This is a genomic window from Cetobacterium somerae ATCC BAA-474 (genome assembly GCF_000479045.1).
Taxonomy (GTDB): domain Bacteria; phylum Fusobacteriota; class Fusobacteriia; order Fusobacteriales; family Fusobacteriaceae; genus Cetobacterium_A; species Cetobacterium_A somerae.
Map to the genome: position 1 here is coordinate 41,921 of NZ_KI518071.1, position 21,775 is coordinate 63,695.

24 protein-coding genes and 1 pseudogene are annotated in these 21,775 nt (G+C 28.4%); 18 read left to right on the plus strand and 7 right to left on the minus strand.

Annotated elements, in window-relative coordinates:
* Positions 1–14: 14 nt before the first annotated feature.
* A complete protein-coding gene (locus tag HMPREF0202_RS01480) occupies positions 15–1,043 on the minus strand; it encodes an extracellular solute-binding protein (protein ID WP_023049822.1) in 1,029 nt (342 codons plus the stop codon).
* Between the two features lie 162 nt (positions 1,044–1,205).
* Between HMPREF0202_RS01480 and HMPREF0202_RS01485 the strand changes: the two genes are divergently transcribed.
* The 10 genes and pseudogenes from HMPREF0202_RS01485 to HMPREF0202_RS01530 all read left to right on the plus strand — a co-directional run bounded on the left by HMPREF0202_RS01485 (position 1,206) and on the right by HMPREF0202_RS01530 (position 11,911).
* Positions 1,206–1,970, plus strand: a complete 765-nt coding sequence (locus tag HMPREF0202_RS01485; protein ID WP_023049823.1) for a TrmH family RNA methyltransferase — start codon at positions 1,206–1,208, stop codon at positions 1,968–1,970.
* 18 nt (positions 1,971–1,988) lie between these two features.
* Positions 1,989–2,768 (plus strand): Cof-type HAD-IIB family hydrolase, encoded by a 780-nt coding sequence (locus tag HMPREF0202_RS01490; RefSeq protein ID WP_023049824.1) that lies wholly within the window; start codon positions 1,989–1,991, stop codon positions 2,766–2,768.
* 28 nt (positions 2,769–2,796) lie between these two features.
* Positions 2,797–4,077: a hypothetical protein gene (locus HMPREF0202_RS01495; protein WP_040406042.1), complete on the plus strand. Its 1,281-nt coding sequence runs from the start codon at positions 2,797–2,799 to the stop codon at positions 4,075–4,077.
* Positions 4,067–4,951 (plus strand): MlaA family lipoprotein, encoded by an 885-nt coding sequence (locus HMPREF0202_RS01500; RefSeq protein ID WP_023049826.1) that lies wholly within the window; start codon positions 4,067–4,069, stop codon positions 4,949–4,951. The genes HMPREF0202_RS01495 and HMPREF0202_RS01500 overlap by 11 nt, the downstream gene beginning before the upstream one ends.
* Positions 4,952–4,953: 2 nt before the next feature.
* A pseudogene (pepV, locus tag HMPREF0202_RS01505) lies at positions 4,954–6,359 on the plus strand (dipeptidase PepV).
* A gap of 257 nt (positions 6,360–6,616) precedes the next feature.
* Entirely contained in the window at positions 6,617–7,771 is a 1,155-nt protein-coding gene (locus HMPREF0202_RS01510; protein WP_370523841.1) for a DUF3798 domain-containing protein, read from the plus strand.
* 76 nt (positions 7,772–7,847) lie between these two features.
* Positions 7,848–9,440, plus strand: a complete 1,593-nt coding sequence (locus tag HMPREF0202_RS01515) for a sugar ABC transporter ATP-binding protein (protein ID WP_040406044.1) — start codon at positions 7,848–7,850, stop codon at positions 9,438–9,440.
* The gene (locus HMPREF0202_RS01520) at positions 9,433–10,467 is read left to right on the plus strand and encodes an ABC transporter permease subunit (RefSeq protein WP_023049831.1); all 1,035 of its coding nucleotides are present in this window, start codon (positions 9,433–9,435) and stop codon (positions 10,465–10,467) included. Before HMPREF0202_RS01515 ends, HMPREF0202_RS01520 begins: the two co-directional genes overlap by 8 nt.
* Entirely contained in the window at positions 10,467–11,564 is a 1,098-nt protein-coding gene (locus HMPREF0202_RS01525) for an ABC transporter permease (RefSeq protein ID WP_023049832.1), read from the plus strand. The genes HMPREF0202_RS01520 and HMPREF0202_RS01525 overlap by 1 nt, the downstream gene beginning before the upstream one ends.
* A complete protein-coding gene (locus tag HMPREF0202_RS01530; RefSeq protein WP_023049833.1) occupies positions 11,561–11,911 on the plus strand; it encodes a DUF6672 family protein in 351 nt (116 codons plus the stop codon). The genes HMPREF0202_RS01525 and HMPREF0202_RS01530 overlap by 4 nt, the downstream gene beginning before the upstream one ends.
* Before the next feature lie 29 nt (positions 11,912–11,940).
* Here HMPREF0202_RS01530 and HMPREF0202_RS01535 read toward each other — a convergent pair whose 3' ends face one another.
* The 6 genes from HMPREF0202_RS01535 to HMPREF0202_RS01560 all read right to left on the minus strand — a co-directional run bounded on the left by HMPREF0202_RS01535 (position 11,941) and on the right by HMPREF0202_RS01560 (position 17,291).
* Complete coding sequence (locus tag HMPREF0202_RS01535) at positions 11,941–12,573, minus strand: murein L,D-transpeptidase catalytic domain family protein (protein WP_023049834.1); 633 nt, start codon at positions 12,571–12,573, stop codon at positions 11,941–11,943.
* Between the two features lie 117 nt (positions 12,574–12,690).
* Positions 12,691–14,319: an Rqc2 family fibronectin-binding protein gene (locus HMPREF0202_RS01540; protein WP_023049835.1), complete on the minus strand. Its 1,629-nt coding sequence runs from the start codon at positions 14,317–14,319 to the stop codon at positions 12,691–12,693.
* Positions 14,319–14,993, minus strand: coding sequence for a MarR family winged helix-turn-helix transcriptional regulator (locus HMPREF0202_RS01545; RefSeq protein ID WP_023049836.1), 675 nt, complete (start codon positions 14,991–14,993; stop codon positions 14,319–14,321). The genes HMPREF0202_RS01540 and HMPREF0202_RS01545 overlap by 1 nt, the downstream gene beginning before the upstream one ends.
* Positions 14,994–14,995: 2 nt before the next feature.
* Positions 14,996–15,637, minus strand: coding sequence for a ribulose-phosphate 3-epimerase (rpe, locus tag HMPREF0202_RS01550; protein ID WP_170207975.1), 642 nt, complete (start codon positions 15,635–15,637; stop codon positions 14,996–14,998).
* Positions 15,638–15,687: 50 nt separating this feature from the next.
* A complete protein-coding gene (rsgA, locus tag HMPREF0202_RS01555) occupies positions 15,688–16,554 on the minus strand; it encodes a ribosome small subunit-dependent GTPase A (RefSeq protein ID WP_084537605.1) in 867 nt (288 codons plus the stop codon).
* 35 nt (positions 16,555–16,589) lie between these two features.
* A complete protein-coding gene (locus HMPREF0202_RS01560) occupies positions 16,590–17,291 on the minus strand; it encodes a PASTA domain-containing protein (RefSeq protein WP_023049839.1) in 702 nt (233 codons plus the stop codon).
* 161 nt (positions 17,292–17,452) lie between these two features.
* Here HMPREF0202_RS01560 and hpt point away from each other — a divergent pair, with 161 nt between their 5' ends.
* From hpt to HMPREF0202_RS01600, 8 genes are all read left to right on the plus strand, one after another.
* Entirely contained in the window at positions 17,453–17,977 is a 525-nt protein-coding gene (gene hpt / locus HMPREF0202_RS01565) for a hypoxanthine phosphoribosyltransferase (RefSeq protein ID WP_023049840.1), read from the plus strand.
* A 19-nt stretch (positions 17,978–17,996) separates the two neighbouring features.
* The gene (gene rsmA / locus HMPREF0202_RS01570) at positions 17,997–18,788 is read left to right on the plus strand and encodes a 16S rRNA (adenine(1518)-N(6)/adenine(1519)-N(6))-dimethyltransferase RsmA (RefSeq protein WP_023049841.1); all 792 of its coding nucleotides are present in this window, start codon (positions 17,997–17,999) and stop codon (positions 18,786–18,788) included.
* An 84-nt stretch (positions 18,789–18,872) separates the two neighbouring features.
* Positions 18,873–19,112: a DUF4911 domain-containing protein gene (locus HMPREF0202_RS01575; protein ID WP_023049842.1), complete on the plus strand. Its 240-nt coding sequence runs from the start codon at positions 18,873–18,875 to the stop codon at positions 19,110–19,112.
* A gap of 25 nt (positions 19,113–19,137) precedes the next feature.
* Complete coding sequence (locus tag HMPREF0202_RS01580) at positions 19,138–19,377, plus strand: KH domain-containing protein (RefSeq protein WP_023049843.1); 240 nt, start codon at positions 19,138–19,140, stop codon at positions 19,375–19,377.
* A gap of 28 nt (positions 19,378–19,405) precedes the next feature.
* Positions 19,406–19,921 (plus strand): ribosome maturation factor RimM, encoded by a 516-nt coding sequence (gene rimM / locus HMPREF0202_RS01585; protein ID WP_023049844.1) that lies wholly within the window; start codon positions 19,406–19,408, stop codon positions 19,919–19,921.
* 10 nt (positions 19,922–19,931) lie between these two features.
* Positions 19,932–20,651 (plus strand): tRNA (guanosine(37)-N1)-methyltransferase TrmD, encoded by a 720-nt coding sequence (gene trmD / locus HMPREF0202_RS01590; RefSeq protein ID WP_023049845.1) that lies wholly within the window; start codon positions 19,932–19,934, stop codon positions 20,649–20,651.
* Complete coding sequence (locus tag HMPREF0202_RS01595) at positions 20,648–21,166, plus strand: gamma carbonic anhydrase family protein (protein WP_023049846.1); 519 nt, start codon at positions 20,648–20,650, stop codon at positions 21,164–21,166. The genes trmD and HMPREF0202_RS01595 overlap by 4 nt, the downstream gene beginning before the upstream one ends.
* Positions 21,167–21,175: 9 nt before the next feature.
* Entirely contained in the window at positions 21,176–21,739 is a 564-nt protein-coding gene (locus HMPREF0202_RS01600; RefSeq protein WP_023049847.1) for an RNA methyltransferase, read from the plus strand.
* The last annotated feature ends 36 nt before the right edge of the window (positions 21,740–21,775 follow it).

Sequence of the window (21,775 nt, forward strand, 5' to 3'; positions counted from 1 at the left end):
TTAGACTTTTAATATTAATCAATAAGAATTTCTTGCCAATATTTACTTTGAAGATCTAGTGTATTTTTAATATCTCTTAAAATTTCAGTATGTCTTAAATCATCTATTGAATATAGAGGTTCAACAGTGATAAGTTCTCTAGCAGGAACATTTATAGATGGAATTCTTAAATGCTCTGCAATTAGCTTATAGTTTTCAGGTCTTTGTACAAAATCCAAAAACTTATATGCAGCTTCTTTATTTGGTGCAGTTTTTGGGATAACAAACGAATCAATATAAGCTGTACCACCTTTTTCCGGAATTATAAATTCAGTTGTTTCTAACTGTTCTGGAGTTAATTCGTTTAAAACATTATCAGGATAGCAATGTACAACCCAGAAATCACCATTAGCAAAACCTTTACCAAAAGATTCAGAATCAAATTTGGCAATATTTTTTTTCCATTCTTTTACAAGATTAGCAGCTTGAGATATAGCAGCTTCATCTTCAGTTGTTTGAGGATATCCTAAAGTTCCTAAAGCAGAAGTCATAACCTCTCTCATATCATCTAGTAAAGTCATTTTTCCTTTATATTCAGCATTGTTATAAATTGTGAAATCTTTTGGAAAATCTTTAACGTATTTAGTGTTTACTGCTATAGTTGTAGCACCCATTGCAAAGGGAAAAGCATAATCATTATTAGAATCAAAGTACTGCAGCTTTTCAAATACCATAGGATCTATATTATTTAATGATGGCAATTTAGACTTATCAAGTTTTTCAAGCATTCCATCATTCATTAAAATTTCAGCATAATCAGTTGAAGGTGTTAAGATATCATATCCAGATCCTCCAGCCTTAATTTTAGCAAACATCTCTTCATTTGATGAATAAATATCTTCAATTACTTTAATACCCGTTTCTTTTTCAAAATCTTCATAAATTTTAGTGGGAATATAATCAGCCCATCCATAAAGATAAAGAACATTCTCATTTTTTTGTTTTTCGTTACCACATGAAAGTAGTAGGAAAACTAAAGATAATAAAGTTATTATTTTTTTCACTTAAACCTCCCTAAAATATAAATTATATAACCGCTAAAAATTGTATTATATTTTTTAAAGATAGTCAAGAATAATTACAGCTAAAGATTATTTAACTAGAAAATAGGACAAAATTAATGTATAATCTTATGTAAAATATAATTAGTTTTAGGAGATATAATATTGGATATAATAACAAGTAAAGACAATGAACTTTTCAAGAGTTTAAAAAAGTTAAAAGCAAAAAAATATAGAGAACTGGATAAATTATTTTTGGCAGAAGGAAGAAAATTTTTGGAATTTGAAGAGATTCCTAAAGTAATAATATTTAAAGAGGGAGTTTCAGAAGAAAGTATAAAATTATCTGAAAAATTTCAATGTAAAAAAATAATTTTAAGCGAAAAATTATTTAAAGAGTTAAGTTCACAAGAAAATTCTCAAGGAGTTATCATTTGCTATAATTCTAAAGAACAAAAATTGGATTATTTAGATAAAAATATTGTTGTCTTAAATAGAGTAGCAGATCCCGGAAATTTAGGAACAATTATAAGAGTAGCAGATGCAGCAGGATTTAAGGATATAATCTTAACTAAGGGAAGCGTAGATTGCTACAATGAAAAAACTGTAAGAAGCAGTATGGGATCAATTTTAAGTATAAATATCTACTATTTAGAAGAGGAAGATACCATACATCTATTGAAAGAGAAAGGGTATAAAATAATAGCTACAGCCTTAGAAAAAGATTCTATTCCATATACAAAAATGAGATTAGAAGAAAAAAATGCATTTGTATTTGGAAATGAAGGTGATGGAATTTCTCAAAATATATTGTTAAAAAGTGATGAGAAAGTAATAATTCCGATTTACGGAAGTGCAGAATCATTAAATGTAGCTATGGCCACAGGGATTATTTTATATGATGTAAGAAATAGATTAGACAATAAATAAGTATTAGGAGAGATTTTGATGATAAAACTAGTTGTTACAGATATGGATGGAACATTTTTAAATGATAAAAAAGAGTTTTCAAATGAATTTTGGGAGATTCATTCAGAAATGGAGAAAAAGGGTATTAAATTTGTTGTAGCTAGTGGAAGGCAATATCAAAATTTAAGAAAAAATTTTGATAAGATAAAAAATAAAATAGTTTTTATTGCTGAAAATGGGAGTTATGTTGTAGAAAAAGAAAAAGAAATATATTCAAGAATATTATCTAAAGAGATAATAAAAAAATATGTTGAAATAGGAAGAAAGATACCTACAACAAATGTGGTATTATGTGGTAAGAAATCTGCATATATTGAATCGACTGAAATAGAATTTGTTACAGAAGTAGAAAAATATTATGAGGAAAGAAAAGTTGTTTCAAATCTTTTAGATTTTATAGATGATGAAATAATAAAAATTACTTATTGTGACTTAAGTGGAACAGAAAGAAATGTGTATCCCTATATAGAAAATGAAAAAGATTGCCAAATTGTTGTTTCAGGTGAAATTTGGTTAGATATAAGTCATTTGGAATCTAATAAAGGGATAGCATTAGAGGCTCTTCAAAAAGAGTTGGGAGTAAATTATGAAGAAACTATGATTTTTGGAGATTATTTAAATGATTTAGAAATGCTAAAAAAGGGTAAATATAGTTTTGCAATGGAAAATGCACATGAAGAAATAAAGAAAATATCAAATTTTATAGCAAAAAGTAACAATGAAAATGGAGTTTTAGAAGAGCTGAAAAAAATTATTTAATCTTATTTTAAGGAGGGGAATTTTTATAATGAGAAGATGTATGAGAGTAATATTTATGTTAATTCTAACGGTAAATATTTTTGCTGAGTATAAATTTCCAATGAAAAATCCATATGTGGCAACAATAGTTGGAAGTTCTAAGATTATGGCAAAAGGAATACCAAATGAAGTGCCAACTAAGGAATTCAAAATTATGTTAGAAAGAAGTAATAAAGTACCTGCAAATATGTGGTTTGACAAAGGATTTAATTTTTCTTTAAGTAAACAAAAAGGGAAAGCTCCTTTAATTTTTGTTTTATCAGGAACAGGATCTGCATATAACTCTACAAGAACAAAAAACTTTCAAAAGATATTTTACAATGCAGGATATCATGTACTAACTGTAACGTCAGTGTTTAATTCTAATTTTATATTAAACGTATCAAATAGTCAGGTACCTGGAGTTTTGATTCAGGACGGTTTAGATTTATATAATATTATGGGAGATATGTTAGAAAAAGTAAAAAAAGAGGAGAAAGTTGAAATAACAGACACTTATTTAATGGGATATAGTATGGGAGCAACGCACTCAGCTATTTTATCTTATTTAGATTCTCAAGGAAAAGATTTTAATTTTAAAAGAGTTTATATGGTTAATCCATCTGTTAATTTATACTATTCAGCAACTACTTTAGATAATATGTTATCAAAAAATATAGAAAATAAAGGGCAAATAGTAGAAATTATTGATGAAGTAATGGAAGTAGTAAAAAAGAACATCTCACCTAGTGATTTACAAATAACAGAAGAAGGAATATACTCAATTTTTGAAAAACAAGAATTATCTAATAAAGAGATGGAAAGATTAATAGGACTTGCTTTTAATTTAACATCAATTGATTTAAACTATATTGTAGATCAAATAAATGGTACTCATGTGTATTCAAATACAACTCCGGGAAAGTTTTCAAAAATGTATCCTTATTTTGAAAGCATTAATTTTGCAAACTTTAGTGATTATTTAAATAAATTAGCTTATCCATATTATTTAAAAATATTAGGTGGAGATTTAACTTTTAACGATGTTTTAAAATATGGAGATTTGAGAATAATTAAAAGTTATTTAGAGAAAGAAGATAAAATAGTAGCAGTAACCAATGAAGATGATTTTATTTTATCTGATAAGGATAGAAGTTTTATAAAAAATGTATTTAAAGAAAGAAGTTTGATATATCCTTATGGGGGACATTGTGGAAACATGTTTTATCAAACTAATGTGGATAAAATGTTAGAGTTTTTAGAGAAGGGGGTGTTCAACAATGAATTATAAAAAGTTAGGCTTAATGATAAGTTGCATATTTTTTATTAGCTGTTCTCCCTTAAAAACCAAAAATGATATTTCTGAAAAAAATTTTGAAAAAAAAGAAAGCTTAAATCAACATACTCATTTAAAGAGTAATGAATACTTAAAATTAGGAAATGGAAAAGAGATTATATATGAACCAGAAGGAATAAGAAGTGAAGTTGTAGAAAAGAAGGAGATAAATGGAACTAAATTTATAGAAGTTTATGATCCGTTAGAACCTTTGAACAGAAGAATATACTACTTTAATTATTATTTAGATAAATATGTTTTAATTCCAGCTGTTAATACTTATGAATTTATAGCACCAAAATTTGTTCAAAAAGGTGTGTCTAATTTCTTTTCAAATTTACAAGAAATTAATACGTTTATAAATTCAATATTACAATTTGAAGGAAGAAAAGCTACAATAACTTTTGTTAGATTTGGAATAAACTCAACAATTGGTATTTTAGGATTATTTGATGTGGCATCTGCTTTGGAATTACCAAAAACATACGAAGATTTTGGATTAACTTTAGCAAAATATGGAGTTGGAAATGGACCATACTTGGTATTACCTGGTTTTGGACCATCCAATCTTAGAGATACAGCAGGGAAAGCAGCAGGAATAGTAAGTGTTTCAGAGATAAATCCATATGATCAACCTGTTGGTTTTGATGTTAATAACCCAGGAGTTACTACGATGGGAGCAATTAATGCAAGAAAAGAAAATCAGAATTTTAGATACTATGGGACTGGAAGTCCTTTTGAGTATGAGTATGTAAGATATTTCTATACTAAATATAGAGATACATTAATAGATGTAAATGATGTAAAAGTAAAGGGGAGAGGTGAATAGTTTTGAATTTACAAGAGTTTGTACTAAATTACAAAGATGATGTTGTTAAATCAATTCAGGAGTCAGTTAGAATTAAAAGCGTGCAAGAGGCACCATTAGAAGGAATGCCTTTTGGAGAAGGACCTGCAAAGGCTCTAGAGCATATGTTAGATTTAGGAAAAAAATTAGGTTTTGAAGTTGAAAATTTTGATAATTATGCAGGTCATATTGATTTTGGTGTATTGATTTTGGTGTAGGTTCAGATGAAGAGATGATAGGGATTCTTGGACATGTGGATGTTGTACCTGAGGGAAAAGGATGGGATCATCCACCATATGAAGCAAAAATAGTAGATGGAAAAATGTATGGAAGAGGAGTTTTAGACGATAAAGGTCCTACAATTGCTGCCTTATATGCATTAAAAGCTATTAAAGATTCAGGAGTTAAATTAAATAGAAAAGTTAGAGTGATAGTGGGAGCTAATGAAGAAACTGGCTGGGGATGTATGAACCATTATTTTGGAAAATTAAATATGCCACAACCAGCAATGGCATTTACTCCAGACTCATCATTTCCTGTAACTTATGCCGAAAAAGGAATTTTACACTTAATGCTGAGTCAAGAGTATCAAGAAGAATTAAATTTTTCAATAAAAGGTGGAGTAGCATTTAATTCAGTTCCAGATTCTGCGATAGGGTTATTTCCATTGTCAATGAAAGATGAAATATTTTTAAATTTAGAAAAATATAACGAAGGAAAAGATTTTAAGATAGTAGCGACTGAAAAAGATGAAAAAATAGAAATAGTTTCTTTAGGAAAAGCTTCTCATGGAGCTAGACCAGCAAATGGTTATAATGCAATATCAGCTTTATTTAGTTTCTTGTCAACTTTAAAAATAGAAGATGAAAAACTAAAAAATTTAGTAGAATTCTTCAATGAGTATATAAAGATGGAATATTCAGGAGAGAGATTAGGAATTAATTTTGAAGATGAACCATCTGGAGTATTAACATTAACTATTGGTAAAATTGAGTGTGAAGGTAAAAATGTAATGTTTGGATTTGATATTAGATATCCAGTTACATTTACAAAAGAACAAGTAATTGATCAAGTAGAAAAAAGAGCAAAAACTAAAAATTTAAATGTTACAGTAAGGTCAGCAAAGAATCCACTATATGTTCCTAAAGATAGCTTCTTAGTGACAACATTAATGGATATATATAAAGACATAACAGGTGACGTAGATGCAGAACCAGTTTCTATTGGTGGCGGAACGTATGCTAGAGCTGTAACAAATGGAGTTGCATTTGGAGCTTTATTAAAAGATCAAGAGGATAATATGCATCAAAAAAATGAGTATTTAGAATTAGATAAATTAGATACTTGGTTAAAAATATATGTTCAAGCAATATATGATTTAGCAAAATAAAAGTGTAAGAAAAAACTGCAGTATTGCAGTTTTTTTATTTTTTGTAAAAATAAAAAATAGACAAAAATACTAAAAAAATAGTATACAAGAAAAATTAGAATCTATATTAATAATAACTATATATGATATTAATATATATATAATAAAAATATATTTTTAAAAAACTATAATATAAAATATATTAATTCAAATAATAAAAATTAAAATAAAGTTATAGGGAGGGATAAGGATTTATGAAAAAAATTTTTTTAATTTTAATGAGTTTTTTATTATCAGTAGTTAGTATGGGACAAGCACCATATCATATTGGAGTAATAACAGGGACAGTTTCTCAATCAGAAGATGGATTAAGAGGAGCTGAAGAGGCCATAAAATTATATGGACCAGCAGATAAGGGTGGAGAGATAGTACATGTAACTTATCCAGATAATTTTATGCAAGAGATGGAAACGACAATTTCTCAAATGGTAAGTTTAGCAGATGATCCTAAAATGAAAGCTATTGTTGTAGGAGAAGCAATTCCAGGAACAGTGGAAGCGTTTAGAAGAATTAGAGAAAAAAGACCAGATATTTTACTTTTAGCAAATTCACCACACGAAGATCCTGAAATGATTGGAGAAGTTTCGGATTTAGTTGTGAATCCAGATAGTATAGCAAGAGGTTATTTAATAGTAAAAGCAGCAAAAGAGATGGGAGCAGATAAGTTTATGCATATTTCATTTCCTAGACATATGAGCTATGAGCTTCTGTCAAAAAGAAGAAATGTAATGAAAGTTGCTGCAAATGATTTAGGAATGGAGTTTATTGAAATGACAGCTCCAGATCCTGTAAGTGATGTAGGAGTAGCAGGAGCACAACAATTTATCTTAGAACAAGTTCCAAATTGGATAACTAAATATGGAGATAAAACAGCTTTTTTTGCAACAAATGATGCTCATACAGAGCCTTTATTAAAAAGAGTTGCAGAGAAAGGTGGATACTTTGTTGAGGCGGATTTACCATCGCCTACAATGGGATACCCTGGAGCTTTAGGGATACAATTTACAGAGGATGAAAAAGGGAATTGGCCAAAGATTTTAGAAAAAGTTGAAAAAACTGTGGGAGAAAAAGGTGGAGCAAAAAGAATGGGAACATGGGCTTATTCATACAATTTCTCTGTTACAGTTTCTTTAGTTGATTTAGCAAAAGAAGTACTAGATGGAAAAGCTCAAATAGATGATTTTGATGCTTTAAAAGAAGTTTTAGCAAAAAATACTCCAGGAGCTCAGTGGAATGGAAGTAATTATGTAGATGTTAGAGGAGTAGAGCGAGAGAATTTCTATTTGTTATACCAAGATACATATGTTTTAGGAAAAGGTTATTTAAAAATGACAGAACTAGAAGTGCCAGAAAAATATTTTTCAATAAAATAATTGAAATTTTTGACCACTAGACTTTACCTGACTAGTGGTCAAAATTTTTGATAGAGGTATAAAAGGGAGTGATATAATGCAAAAAGAACTTTTAAGAATGTCAGGAGTATCTAAGAGTTTTGGAGAAAACACAGTATTAAAAGATATAAATTTTACAATAAAAGAGGGAGAAATAGTAGGTCTTGTTGGAGAAAATGGTGCAGGAAAATCTACTTTAATGAAGATAATTTTTGGAATGTCTCTAATAGAAGAAACTGGTGGATATAACGGAGAGATGATTTTTCAAGGTAAAAAAGTACATTTTAAAAGCTCTTTTGATGCTTTAAATGCGGGAATAGGAATGGTTCATCAAGAATTTTCTTTAATTCCAGGATTTAAGGCTTCAGAGAATATAGTTCTAAATAGAGAAAGTTTAAAGAAATCTTTTGTAAAAGAGATATTTGGAGAAAGAATAAGTAAAATAGATTTTGAAAAAGATAGAGAACGAGCAAAGGTTGCAATATCACATTTAGGAGTTGATTTGAATGTAGATACTAAAGTTAATGAGATGCCTGTAGCACATATGCAATTTACAGAGATTGCAAGAGAAATAGAGAGAGAAAATGTAAGGTTATTAGTTTTAGACGAACCAACAGCAGTTTTAACAGAAAAAGAAGCTGAAATTTTATTAAAAACAATGAAAAGGTTGGCAAGTGAAGGAATAGCAATTATATTTATAACTCATAGGTTAAATGAAATTATGGATGTCTCAGACAGGATTATAGTTTTAAGAGATGGTATTATGATGAGTGAATTAGAAACATCAGAAACTAACGTAGATGAAATTACAAAATTAATGATTGGTAGAGAGATAGGAGAGAAAACTAAAAAAGAAGAAAAAAAAGAGAGTAATCCAGAAATTATTTTAGAAATGAAAAAGTTATGGGTAGATATGCCCGGTGAAAAAGCTAAAAATATAAATTTAAAAGTTCAAAAAGGTGAGATAATAGGATTAGGAGGAATGGCTGGTCAAGGAAAGGTAGGTATAGCGAATGGAGTAATGGGGCTTTATCCAGCAGGGGGAGAAGTTATATATAAAAATGAAAAAATAAATTTAAATAATCCTAAAATACCTTTGGAAAAAGGGATGTATTTTGTATCTGAAGATAGAAAAGAAGTGGGACTTATACTTGAAGAAAAGATAAGTATGAATATAGCTTATCCATCAATATATATAAAAAATAAATTTTTAAAAGAAAGATATTTTGGATTATTAAAAAGTATAGATGAAAAAGAAATAGATAAAAATAGTCAACACTACATTGAAAAATTAGAGATTAAATGTATGAGCGGGAGTCAAAGGGTAGGAGAGCTAAGTGGTGGAAATCAACAAAAGGTCTGCTTAGCAAAAGCTTTTACAATAAACCCAGATATACTTTTTATATCAGAACCTACAAGAGGAATTGATATTGGAGCAAAAAAAATTGTTCTTGAAACATTGAAAGAATATAATAGAAATAGTGGAATGACAATAATTTTAACTTCATCAGAATTGGAAGAGTTAAGATCAGTTTGCGACAGAATCGCAATTGTAACGGAGGGTGAAATTGCAGGTATTTTATCTCCAGAGGATGACCTGTTAGAATTTGGAAAATTAATGACAGGAGTTAAGGGGGACAAAAATGAATGAGAATATAGTAAAAAAAATAAAAGAGATAGGATTACCGAGAATAATAATAGCTTTATTTCTACTTTCTCTATATACACTAGCACCTTTTGTAGGAGTTAATCTGAAAGTAGCTTTTCAAGATACTTTAATTAGGGTAGGGATGAATATAATATTAGTATTGTCTCTTATTCCAATGATTCAAGGAGGTACAGGGTTAAACTTTGGTATGCCTTTAGGTGTAGAAGCTGGATTGCTTGGAGCAGTTTTAAGTATAGAGCTAGGATTAACTGGACTACTTGGATTTTTAGGTGCAATATTGATATCATTACCAATATCAATACTATTTGGTTATGGATATGGTTCTATATTAAATAGAGTTAAAGGTGGAGAGATGATGATAGCAACATATGTTGGTTTTTCATCAGTTGCATTTATGTGTATTATGTGGCTCGTATTACCTTTTAAAAAACCTGATATGATTTGGGCATATGGTGGAGAGGGATTAAGAACAACAATAAGTGTTGAAGGATATTGGAATAAAATTTTAGGTAAAATATTTTCTTCGTCAGGAAATTTTAGTTATATTGGAGAGATAGTATTCTTTTTATTATTGGCATTTTTAATAAAAGAATATTTTAAGAGTAGAAATGGATTAGCCATGAAAGCTGTTGGATCTAATGAAAAATTTGCTAGATCAATAGGTGTTGATATTAATAAAGCAAGAATAAATTCAGTTATAATGTCAACTATGATAGCAGGAATTGGAATAATTGTTTACCAACAAAGTTTTGGATTTATACAATTGTATTTAGCACCTTTTTATATGGCATTTCCCGCTATAGCAGCCATTTTAATTGGGGGAGCTTCAGTGAGAAAAGCTTCTATATTTAATGTTATTGTTGGAACTGTTTTGTTTCAAGGAGTTATAACAATGACTCCAATAGTAATAAGTGGATTGATAAAAACAGATATGTCAGAAACTATAAGGGTTATAATATCAAATGGAATGATAATCTATGCATTAACTAGAAAAGGAGGGGAGAGATAATGGAAAAAATAAAAAGTTTTTTACAAAAAAATATAGTTCCAATTTTTATTTTAATCTTTATTTCTTCAATAATTCCAATATCTAAATTAACTCCTCAATACTTAATTCAAGAGATGATATTAAGATTAGATAGAAATTTATTCTTAGTTCTATCGTTGTTAATACCAATAATAGCTGGAATGGGGTTAAACTTTGGTATTGTTTTAGGAGCAATGGCTGGACAAATAGCTCTTATTTTTATAACAGAGTATAGAATAATAGGATATCAAGGAGTATTTTTAGCTATGATTTTATCAACTCCTATAGCAATGGCATTGGGATATTTTAGTGGAAATATATTAAACAAATCTAAAGGAAAAGAGATGATAACTTCCATGATTTTAGGATTATTTATGAATGGAATTTATCAATTAGTTGTTTTGTATGGAATGGGAAGCATAATAAAGATATCAAATCCAAAATTGATACTTTCAAGGGGAAGTGGAATAAGAAATGCAATAGATTTGCAAGGTATTAGAAGAGGATTAGACAGCCTATTAGAAATAGATGTTTTAGGACAAAAAATACCTGTAGCAACATTTTTGTTAGTAGGACTTTTATGCATATTTATAGTTTGGTTTAGAAAAACCAAGTTAGGACAAGATATGAGAGCAGTGGGACAAAATATTGAAATAGCTAGAGCGGCAGGAATAAATGTAGATAGAACAAGAGTTTTAGCTATTGTAATATCGACGGTGCTTGCAGGATTTGGACAGATTATATATTTGCAAAATATAGGAACTATGAATACTTACAATAGTCATGAACAAATAGGGATGTTTTCTATTGCTGCTTTATTAATTGGAGGAGCATCGGCTGTTAAAGCAAGTATTCCAAATGCAATAACGGGAATTATTTTATTTCATATGATGTTTATTATTTCTCCTGTGGCAGGAAAAGAATTGATGGGATCAGCTCAAATAGGAGAGTATTTTAGAGTGTTTGTATCGTATGGAATAATAGCTTTAGTTTTAGTGATGCATGAATGGAGAAGAGAACGAGAGAGACGAGTAGAAAGAGCAAATGAAATCTCTGATAGCAAGGGGGAAACTATATGAGAAAAAAATTAAGCATATTGATATTTTTATCTCTTGTATGTTTAATTGGCTGGATTTTATATTCAACAGGGCAAGAACATACTTTAATTGTAAATAATAATTATAAAAATAAAGATATGAGTACAAATATAGTGATAAAAATTTCTGGAGAAAAAGATAAAAAAATAGGGAAGAATAAAAAAGCAGTGTTTGATTTAAAAGGGGTAACTCATAAATTTTCTATTCTGGTAAATGAAAAGCAAATTGATGGAGTTGTAAATTTTAAGATGAATAAGAGTGGAGAACTAGAAGTGGAAAAGTTTTTAAATAATGAAGAAAATTGGTTAAAAACAATTAATCAATATTAAAAGGAGAGAATATTATATTCTCTCCTTTTTTAATTTATAAAGGTGCTTTCTTTTAGATATTTTGTATCGTCACCAGCTATAAAAATTATCGAGTTGTCAGATAAAAGATCAATAACCTCTTTAGATAGTTCAGTTGGAATAGCAGGGCATCCAAGAGTTCTTCCTAAAAATCCCATTTGATCAATATATTTTTTAGATGCATAATCAGCGCCATGTATGACAATTGCTCGATCATAGGCATTAGAGTTAAAACGATTTTCTAGGCCTTTTAATCTTAAAGAATAACCGTAATTTCCAAAATATGGCTTTGTATCAGTAATAAAAAATCCAAGAGAACTTTGGAAAGAGTTAGGTGCATTAGAGAATTTTGTAGCAAGAACTTTTCCACTGTTTTTTCCATGAGAAACATAAGTATAATAAAGTAACTTTTTTTTCTTTAAGTCAATAACTGAGAATCTTGGTTCAGTAGATGGTTTAGTAAAATCAATAACTGTTAAAAACTGAAAGGTTTTCCCTTTAATTTTAGAAGCCCCTTTTACGGCATTCTTAAATACACTATAATTCATTTTATCTTTTAGTTCCAATGATTTATAGAGAGATGAAGTAGAGCTAAAAACAGTCATATAAAGAATAAAAAATAATAATAATAATTTTTGTTTCATAAACCACTCCTGAAAAATAGAATTTTGTTTTTTTTATTATAACAAAAAATAGGTCAAAAAGTAGAGAAAAAAATAAAAAAATAGGAAAATTCTTACTAAGAATTTTCCCATTATATTTTATAAAGTAACGACAATTGATTTAAAAATTTTGTAAGTAACAAACCCAGGTTTAGCTCCTTTAGGTTTATTTAAATATTTAATTTGTGTGTAATCTACTGTAAGTTTAGTTCCTTTAGGTAACTTTGATTGTTGACCACAAAATACAGCAATATCATAAATAGACTTTTCAGATAATAATTCATTGGCGTTCACAACAGCATGAGTTCCAGGCATATCTTTACAGTGGAACCACATATCTTCTCTATGAGAATATTTAGTTGTTAGAGCATCATTTTCTAAATTATTTCGACCATATCGAACTAAAATACCATCAATAGTAATTTCTCCAAAATTAAAAGTTTTAATAACTTGTTTTTTAATATTTTTTTTATGTTTTGTTTTAGAAGGAACTTTTAAATAACCTTGACTAGAAAGCTCTTCTTCAATTAGCTTTAGATTTTCTTTAGAATCACTATTATTAATAAAAGATTCAACACCTAAAAAATATTTTAAATTATCAGATATTTCAATTAATCTTTTTTGATTATATTCCATACCTTTTTTTAACTTATTGTATTTTTTATATATTTTTTCTAAATTTATCTGAGGTGTAACTAATGGATCTAAAGGAATTGTGCACATACAATCATTATAGAAATCATAAAGTTCTACTTCAGTCATGCCTTTTTTTAAAGAATATAAAGAGGCAGCTAATATATCTCCAAGCTCTCTGTATCTATCAAAGTTTTTTTTCTCTTCAAGATCTTTTTTTATAGAAATAATTACTTTTTCAGATTTTTTAATCTCTTTTTTTATACAAGATGTAAGTTTATCTTTTAAAATTTTAAAAGTATTAGATAAATTTTGATTGTTTAAATAAAAATTTATCAGCTCTTGGAATGAACTATATGTAATTACAGTATCATATTCTTTAGGCTCTATATTTAAAACAGTAGCTAAGATAATTTCATTATGTTCATTAAAAAATATTTTAGGAGCTATTTTATCTTTTAAAATATTTTTTAGATTTTCAAATGATGTAAGTGAATTAGCGAGAGTTTTTCCAAGTCCTTCTATGTTTTTAAGAAGTGATTTTTCATTTTTCTCTTTAAGAAACTCCTCCTCGTTTAAGTTTAAGGGAGAAAGTTTTTTTTCAAGAGATGGTGTTGAATAATCAATTCCAGGGAACAATACTCTACTTGGATTCTCTTCAATAGAAAAACGTTTTATAGAGTCTAGTACTTTATTTTCTTTTGTAGTAAGAATAAGATTAGAGTGCTTTCCCATCATCTCAAAATATAGATTATAGATTTTTACTTCTCCAAGTTCATTCAGTTTAGAAAAAGTAAAAATAAGAATTCTATCATATCCCAATTGATTAATAGATATTAAAGTTGAGCCAACAATATATTTTTTTAAGTTTAAGGCAAAAGAACTATTTTCTTCTAATAAATTATCCTCTTTTGTATCTGATAGGTAGCATAATGAAAGAGAAGGGAAACAAGAGAGTATAAATCTCTGTTTCCCAAAATTAATACTTACAGCAAGAGAACTAGTTTGAACCACTTTATTCACACCTTTTCCTTTTAAAGAAGTTTCTAGCTCAGTTTTAATTTTATTTAAAGATATACCATCAAGGTACAACATTATTCTTCAACCTTTATAGCAATAAGATTTTTTGCATCTAAAAGATTAACTTTTAAAATAGAACCATCCTCTTTTTCAAGTGCTACCTTATCTTTTTCTTCAGATTCTACAATTTTAACTGTTGAGTAATGCTCGATTCCATTATTAGCAAAATAATCCTGTATAATAGGTGTTCCTTTAACCTCATTGATAGATACTACAGTTCCTACAGGAAACTCTGTAACAGAATGAGGCTTAAAAAATTCTGTTTTATCTTTTAAATTTTTTAAAATCAATTCAAAAGTTTCAGTAAAATGATTTAAATCCTTTTCTGGAATATTTTCTGTTATAGTTGAAATTATATTTTTGTGATAAGTATTATGATAGTTTAATGCTTCAATACCTTTTTTAGATAGAGAAACGTAAACTTTTCTTCTATCAGCATCAGAACGAACTCTATCAATGAATCCTTTTTCTCTTAGTTTTGTAATTGCAACTGTAGCAGTTCCCATAGTTATTCCAAGTCTATCAGATAGTTCATTCATACTAAGTGATTCTTTTCCAATGGCTTCAATTATGTGTAACTCAGTATGAGTTATACATTTAATACCTCTTTTTAATGCTAAATCTTCTGTTTCGTAGAAAAGCTTGTAAAAGTTTTCTAATACATCATTTACTTTATTTATATTATTCATAATTATCTCTCCTTTAAAGATTTAATTCTCTCCTCATAATTACCAGAGAAAACATAAGAACCAGCAACAAAAATATTAGCTCCAGCATCTATACATTTTCCAATTGTTTCATTTGTTATTCCACCATCTACTTGAATATCAACAGTATTATTTAAATTACGAACTTCTTGAATTTTTTGGATTGAATTTTCAATAAATTTTTGTCCTCCAAATCCAGGATTAACAGACATAACTAAAACCATATCTAAATCATCGATAACATATTTTATCGCTTCAACAGGAGTAGCAGGATTTAAAGATACACCAGCTTTAACTCCAAAAGACTTAATTAATTGAATAGTTCTATGAAGATGTTTTGTAGCTTCAGCATGAACAACAATTATGTCAGCACCGGCTTTAACAAAATCTTCAATATATCTTTCAGGTGCTTCAATCATAAGGTGAACATCAAAAACTAAACTAGTTTTATTTCTAATAGCTTTTATAACAGGTGCTCCAAAAGTTATGTTTGGTACAAACATTCCATCCATAACATCAATGTGTATATAGTCGGCTCCAGCTTTGTCAATTGCTATAACTTCATTGCCTAATTGACTAAAATCTGCTGAAAGAATTGATGGTGCTATTTTGATATCTTTTTTTATCATTTAAAATTTCACTCCTTTGTGTAATAGTTTAAGTAATAATAATTGCTCTAATATTTATTCCAAATTTCATTTTTAGATTTATCATAACAACGTTTGTAAAATTCATATCTTTCTTTTGTAATTTTTCCTGAATCAACAGCAGACTTTATACCACATTGAGGTTCATTTACATGAACGCAGTTATTAAATTTACATCCATCTCCAAATTGATGAAATTCAGGGAAAAGTGATATTAAATCTTGAGCATCGCTAGTAGGAGGCAGATCAACAGATGAAAATCCTGGAGTATCAATAACAAAGCCTCCACTAGGAAGAGTAAGGAGTTTACTATCTCTAGTTGTATGTTTTCCGGCTCTTAATCTTTTGCTTGTCTCTCCTGTTTTTAATTCTTTTGAATCTTGTAATAAATTTAAAATACTTGATTTACCAACTCCAGAAGGACCACCAAAAGCAGTAACTTTATCTTTTAAAAATGATTTTAATTCGTCCATACCAAGATTTTTGTAAGTTGATATGTAAAAAACTGGAATATCTATCTTAGATAGGTATTCTAAATTAGATTTAATTTCCTCTAATTCCTCTTGTGATAAAAGATCTATTTTATTGATTATTAATACAGGACTGATTTTATTATATAAGCTATTTAATATTAAAATATTTATTTTTTCATAGTCAATAGCGGGATCTTTAGCAGCAAATTGAATAACACCATAGTCGATATTTGCAACTAAAGGTCTTCTTAAAAGATTTTTTCTAGGCTTAACTTCAGTTATAAAGCCATCTGCATCAAAAACAACATAATCTCCCACTGTACAATTTTCCCTTTTGTCTGATCTTTTTAAAATCCCTCTTAATTTACAAAGATATTCTTTTCCTTCACTTTCAATATTATAAAATCCTTGAATTTTATTGATAACAATTCCTTCGATAATAATTCACTCTCCTTCAATTAATAACTAACAACAATATCAATGATAGTTCCAGCAGGGACAGTTTCACCAATATGAGTAGTTTCAACAACAATTCCTTTTTCTAAATTAGGAATTACTTTTTCTTTAACAACGCCAACAATAAGACCTTTTGAAATTAATTCGTTGGTAGCCTCTTCATATGTAAATCCGATTGTATCAGGAACTTCCACAGAAGCTACAGAATTAGAATTACTTAATAAAAGAGATACTCCTTTGTTTTTTTGAGTGTTTTGGCCTAAAGATGGAGTTGTGGCTAAAACAGTATTGTATGGTAAGTTTGAAGATGTATAAGAAACTTTTTTTATTTTAACTCCTTCTTCTTGGAGTTTAGCTGAAACTTCGATAAGGTTTTTATTTGTAAAATCAGGCATAGTATAGTCATCTTTACCTTTGCTTAACCAAACTCTAACAGTTCTTCCCTCTTTTACAATTTTTTCAGGAGCTGGATTTTGTTTGAAGATAGTTCCAATTGGTAAATCAGAAAAATCATTTCCTGCAACGATTACATTTACTTTATCAATAGATGGTATTTTTTCTATCTGTTTTAGATTCATTCCAACAAGATTTGGTAAAGAATAAAAACTTTTGTTAAAATATGTTTTTAAGAATATATTAAAACTAAAAAAACAGATAAAAACAATAAGTATACATGATAGCAAATATGCTAAATATTTTTTCATTTTTCCTCCTAAAGTGGTGCTATGAAATTAAATAATAAAATACTCTAAATACTTATAAAATAATATCATAGTGGCACTAAAATATCAATAATTACTTGATAAATAGTAGCTTAAATGATAGAATATTTTGTAAACTATTATTTGAAAATTAGGAGGGTAAAATGGATTACACAATAGAGAAAATGATTTCTGAGGGTGATTTACAAGCTAGAATAAGAGAGGTTGCAAAAGAGATTGAAAAAGATTATGAAGGAAAAGATCTTATTTGTGTAGGTCTACTTAAGGGATCAATCATGTTCATGGCAGATTTACTAAAGAATGTGGAATTAGATTTAGCTATGGATTTCATGAAAGTCTCTAGTTACCATGGAGGAACTGATAGTACAGGTGTAGTAAAGATTTTAAAAGATGTTGATGAAGATTTAACAGGAAAAGATGTTTTAATTATAGAGGATATAATCGATACAGGTTTAACTTTAGAATCAGTTAAAAAATTCTTAATGTCAAAACAACCAAAATCTTTAAAAGTGTGTTCTTTATTAGATAAACCAAGTAGAAGAAAAGTAGAAATGGTTGGAGAGTATATTGGATTTGAAATTCCAGATGAGTTTGTAGTTGGATATGGTTTAGATTACGATGAGCTATATAGAAACCTTCCTTATATTGGAAAAGTAGTTAGAAAGTAAAAAAGTAAAAGGAGGAAAGATGTCCTTTAAACATAAGAAAAAATTTGGGCAAAACTTCTTAACAGATCAAAATGATGTTTTGAATAGAATTATGGAAGTTTCAGATGTTAAAGAAGATGAGCATATAATTGAAATTGGACCAGGAGAAGGTGCATTAACGGCTTTATTACTAGAAAAAGCTAAAAATGTAACATGTATTGAAATTGATACTGATTTAGAAAAAATACTTACAAAAAAATATGCATCAAATCCTAAATTTAATTTAATAATGCAGGATGTTTTAACAGTAGATTTAAAAAATGTATTAAGTAAAGGAAGAGTGGTTGCTAATATTCCTTACTATATAACATCACCAATTATAAATAAAATCATTGAAAATAGAGATATAATAAGTGAAATGTTTATAATGGTTCAAAAAGAAGTTGCAGAAAGAGTATGCTCAAAATCAGGAAAAGAGAGAAGTGTATTGACATTAGCCGTAGAGTATTATGGAGAAGCAGAGTATTTATTTACAATACCAAAAGCATTTTTTACGCCACCACCAAAGGTAGATTCAGCTTTTATGTCAATAAAGTTTTACAATGATAGAAGATATGAGGATCGAATTTCAGAGAGTCTATTTTTTAAATATGTAAAAGCAGCTTTTTCAAACAAAAGAAAAAATATCATAAATAATCTAACAACTTTGGGATATTCTAAAGATTTTATAAGAGAAAAATTAGAAAAATTAGGAATATCAGAAACAGAAAGAGCTGAAAATTTAACAATTGAACAGTTTATAGATTTAGCTGAGATATTTGAAGAAGAATAAAACTTTTAATAAGTGAGGCATGGATAAAAGAGGGGTTTTCCTAATTTTTGAAAGCCTCCTTTTAGCTTAAATAAGGAGTAAAAAATGGATAGTTATGAATTTAAAATAAAAACAAAACGTGAGGATATAGATTTTATTAATAAAATAATGGAAGCATATGAGGGCGTTGGAATTGTAAGAACAAAAAATGCCGATGAGGGAGATTTAACAATAGTTTCTACAACTGATTTTAAAGAGGATGTTAGAATGATTGTTGAAGATTTAAATAGAAAATGGGTAAAAGCTGAAATAGTTTGGGAAGGACCTTGGTCTGGAGAGTTATAAAATAAAAATTTAGGAGGATAAATTTATGGAAAAATTAGAGTTATTAATTAATTATATTATAGGTGAATTAGTAGAAACAAAAGAGGGAATCAGAATAAGTTATGATTTAATAGATGATACTGTAACATTTAAAGTAAGTGTTGCTCAAGGTGAAATGGGAAGAGTTATTGGAAAAAATGGTTTAACAGCAAATGCAATAAGAGGAGTTATGCAAGCAGCTGGAGTTAAAGATAGATTAAATGTAAATGTTGAGTTTGTAGACTAAAATTTAAAAGAATTAAAGGAGAATATTAATGGAGTTATTATCAGTTGGAAGAGTTTCAGGAACTCATCACTTAAAGGGAGCAATAAAAGTTACTTCAAATATAGATAATTTAGAGATTTTAAGTGGAAATAAAGTTATGATTGAGCTACCATCAGGAGAGGTAAAAATTTTAACTATAAAAAAAGTATCGAGCATGATAGATAAAAAATGGATTGTAGAATTTGAAGAGTTAACAAATAAAACAGATGCTGGTTTAATTCAAAATGGAGTTATAAAAGTAAGAAGAGATCTTTTAGGAATTGAAGAGGATGAGTTTTTAGCTAATGATGTAATGGGAATGAAAGTTATAACAGAAGATGGTGAAAATATAGGTGAAGTTGTAGATATATACGAAACTGCAGCTCATGATATCTATGTCATAGAAGATGAAGAGTTTGAAACAATGATTCCAGATGTAGAAGTTTTTATAAAGAATATAGATTTCAATAAAAGAGAGATATTAGTTTCTTTAATTGAAGGAATGAGAGAAAGAAAGAAAGATTAAGGAGAACGTTGTGAAAATAAATATATTAACACTATTTCCAGAGTTTTTTAATTCTTTTAAAGAACACAGTATTATAAAAAGAGCTGTGGAAAGAGAACAAGTAGAAATTAACATAGTTAATATAAGGGATTTTGCTGAAGGGAAACATAAGCAGTGTGATGATATACCTTTTGGAGGCGGAGCTGGAATGGTTATGAAACCAGAACCATTATTAAAGGCTCTAGAGGGGAATAAAGGAAAAGTTATTTATACCTCTCCTCAAGGTGTAAAGTTAAATCAAGTATTAGCATGTGAGTTATCTACTGAAAAAGAGATAACTATAATAGCAGGCCATTATGAAGGGATAGATGAGAGAGTAATTGATAGCAAAGTGGATCTAGAGATATCTTTGGGTGACTTTGTTTTAACAGGTGGAGAGTTACCAGCTATGGTGATATCAGATGCAATAATTCGTCTTATTCCTGGAGTTATAAAAAAAGAATCTTATGAAAACGACTCTTTTTATAATGGATTATTAGATTATCCCCATTATACTAGACCAGCTGAATATGAGGGATTAAAAGTTCCAGAAGTTTTAATGTCTGGTCACCATAAAAACATAGATGAATGGAGATTAAAACAGAGTTTAGAAAGAACTTTAAAAAGACGACCAGAGCTTTTAAAAGGTAGAGAGTTTAGTAAACTAGAAAAAAAACTTTTAAAAGAGATAAAAGAGGAGCAAGAGATATGATATATAAATTAGGAGAACTAGTTCCAAAAATTGGAAAGAATAACCTTATTATTGATAATGCGACTATAATTGGAGATGTAGAGACTGGAGAAAATGTAAGTATTTGGTTTTCAGCAGTTTTAAGAGCCGATATGAGTAAAATTAAAGTTGGAAATAATTCAAATATTCAAGATAATACAACAGTCCATGGAGATACACCATATCCTGTAATAATAGGTGAAAATGTAACAATAGGACATAACTGTATTATACATGGATGTGAAATAGAAGATAATGTCATAATAGGAATGGGATCAATTTTATTAAATGGAGCTAGAATTCCTAAAAACTGTATCGTAGGAGCAGGAAGTTTAGTCACTGATAAGTTAGAAGCTCAAGAGGGAGACTTAATAATAGGTTCTCCTGCAAAGGTAGTAAAAAAACTTTCTGATAAAAATATAGATTATTTAAAATATGCTAATAAAGTGTATTTAGAAAAAATAGAAATGTACAAAAAATTAGAGAGAATAGGGTAGGTAAGATTAATGAGAAAAGCAATATATTTAGGACTAGTTCACTCACCAGTTTACAATAAAAGAGGAGATATAGTTTGTACGTCAGTAACAAACTTTGATATCCATGATATTTCAAGAACGTGTAGAACATATGATGTAAATCAATATCATATTATAGTGTCTGTAGATGCACAAAAAAAACTTACAGAAAGAATTATTGGATACTGGCAAGAAGGATTTGGAACAGGATATAATAGAGATAGAGAGGAAGCTTTTGGTAGAACAAGGGTTTATGAATCAATAGAAAAAAGTATTTCTGAAATAGAAGAAAGAGAGGGAAAAAGACCTCTAATAATAACAACATCGGCAAAAATATTTCCAAACTCAATAAGTTATAAAAATTTATCTGAAAAAATGATTAATGATGATCAGCCATATTTAATATTATTTGGAACAGGTTGGGGATTAATAGATGAAGTAATGAATATGTCAGATTATATATTAGAACCAATTAGAGGAAATGCAGAATATAATCATTTGTCTGTTAGATCAGCAGTTTCAATAATTTTAGATAGATTATTAGGAGAAAATTAATTGAGAAGAGAAATTAGAATAAGACCTCAAAGAAAT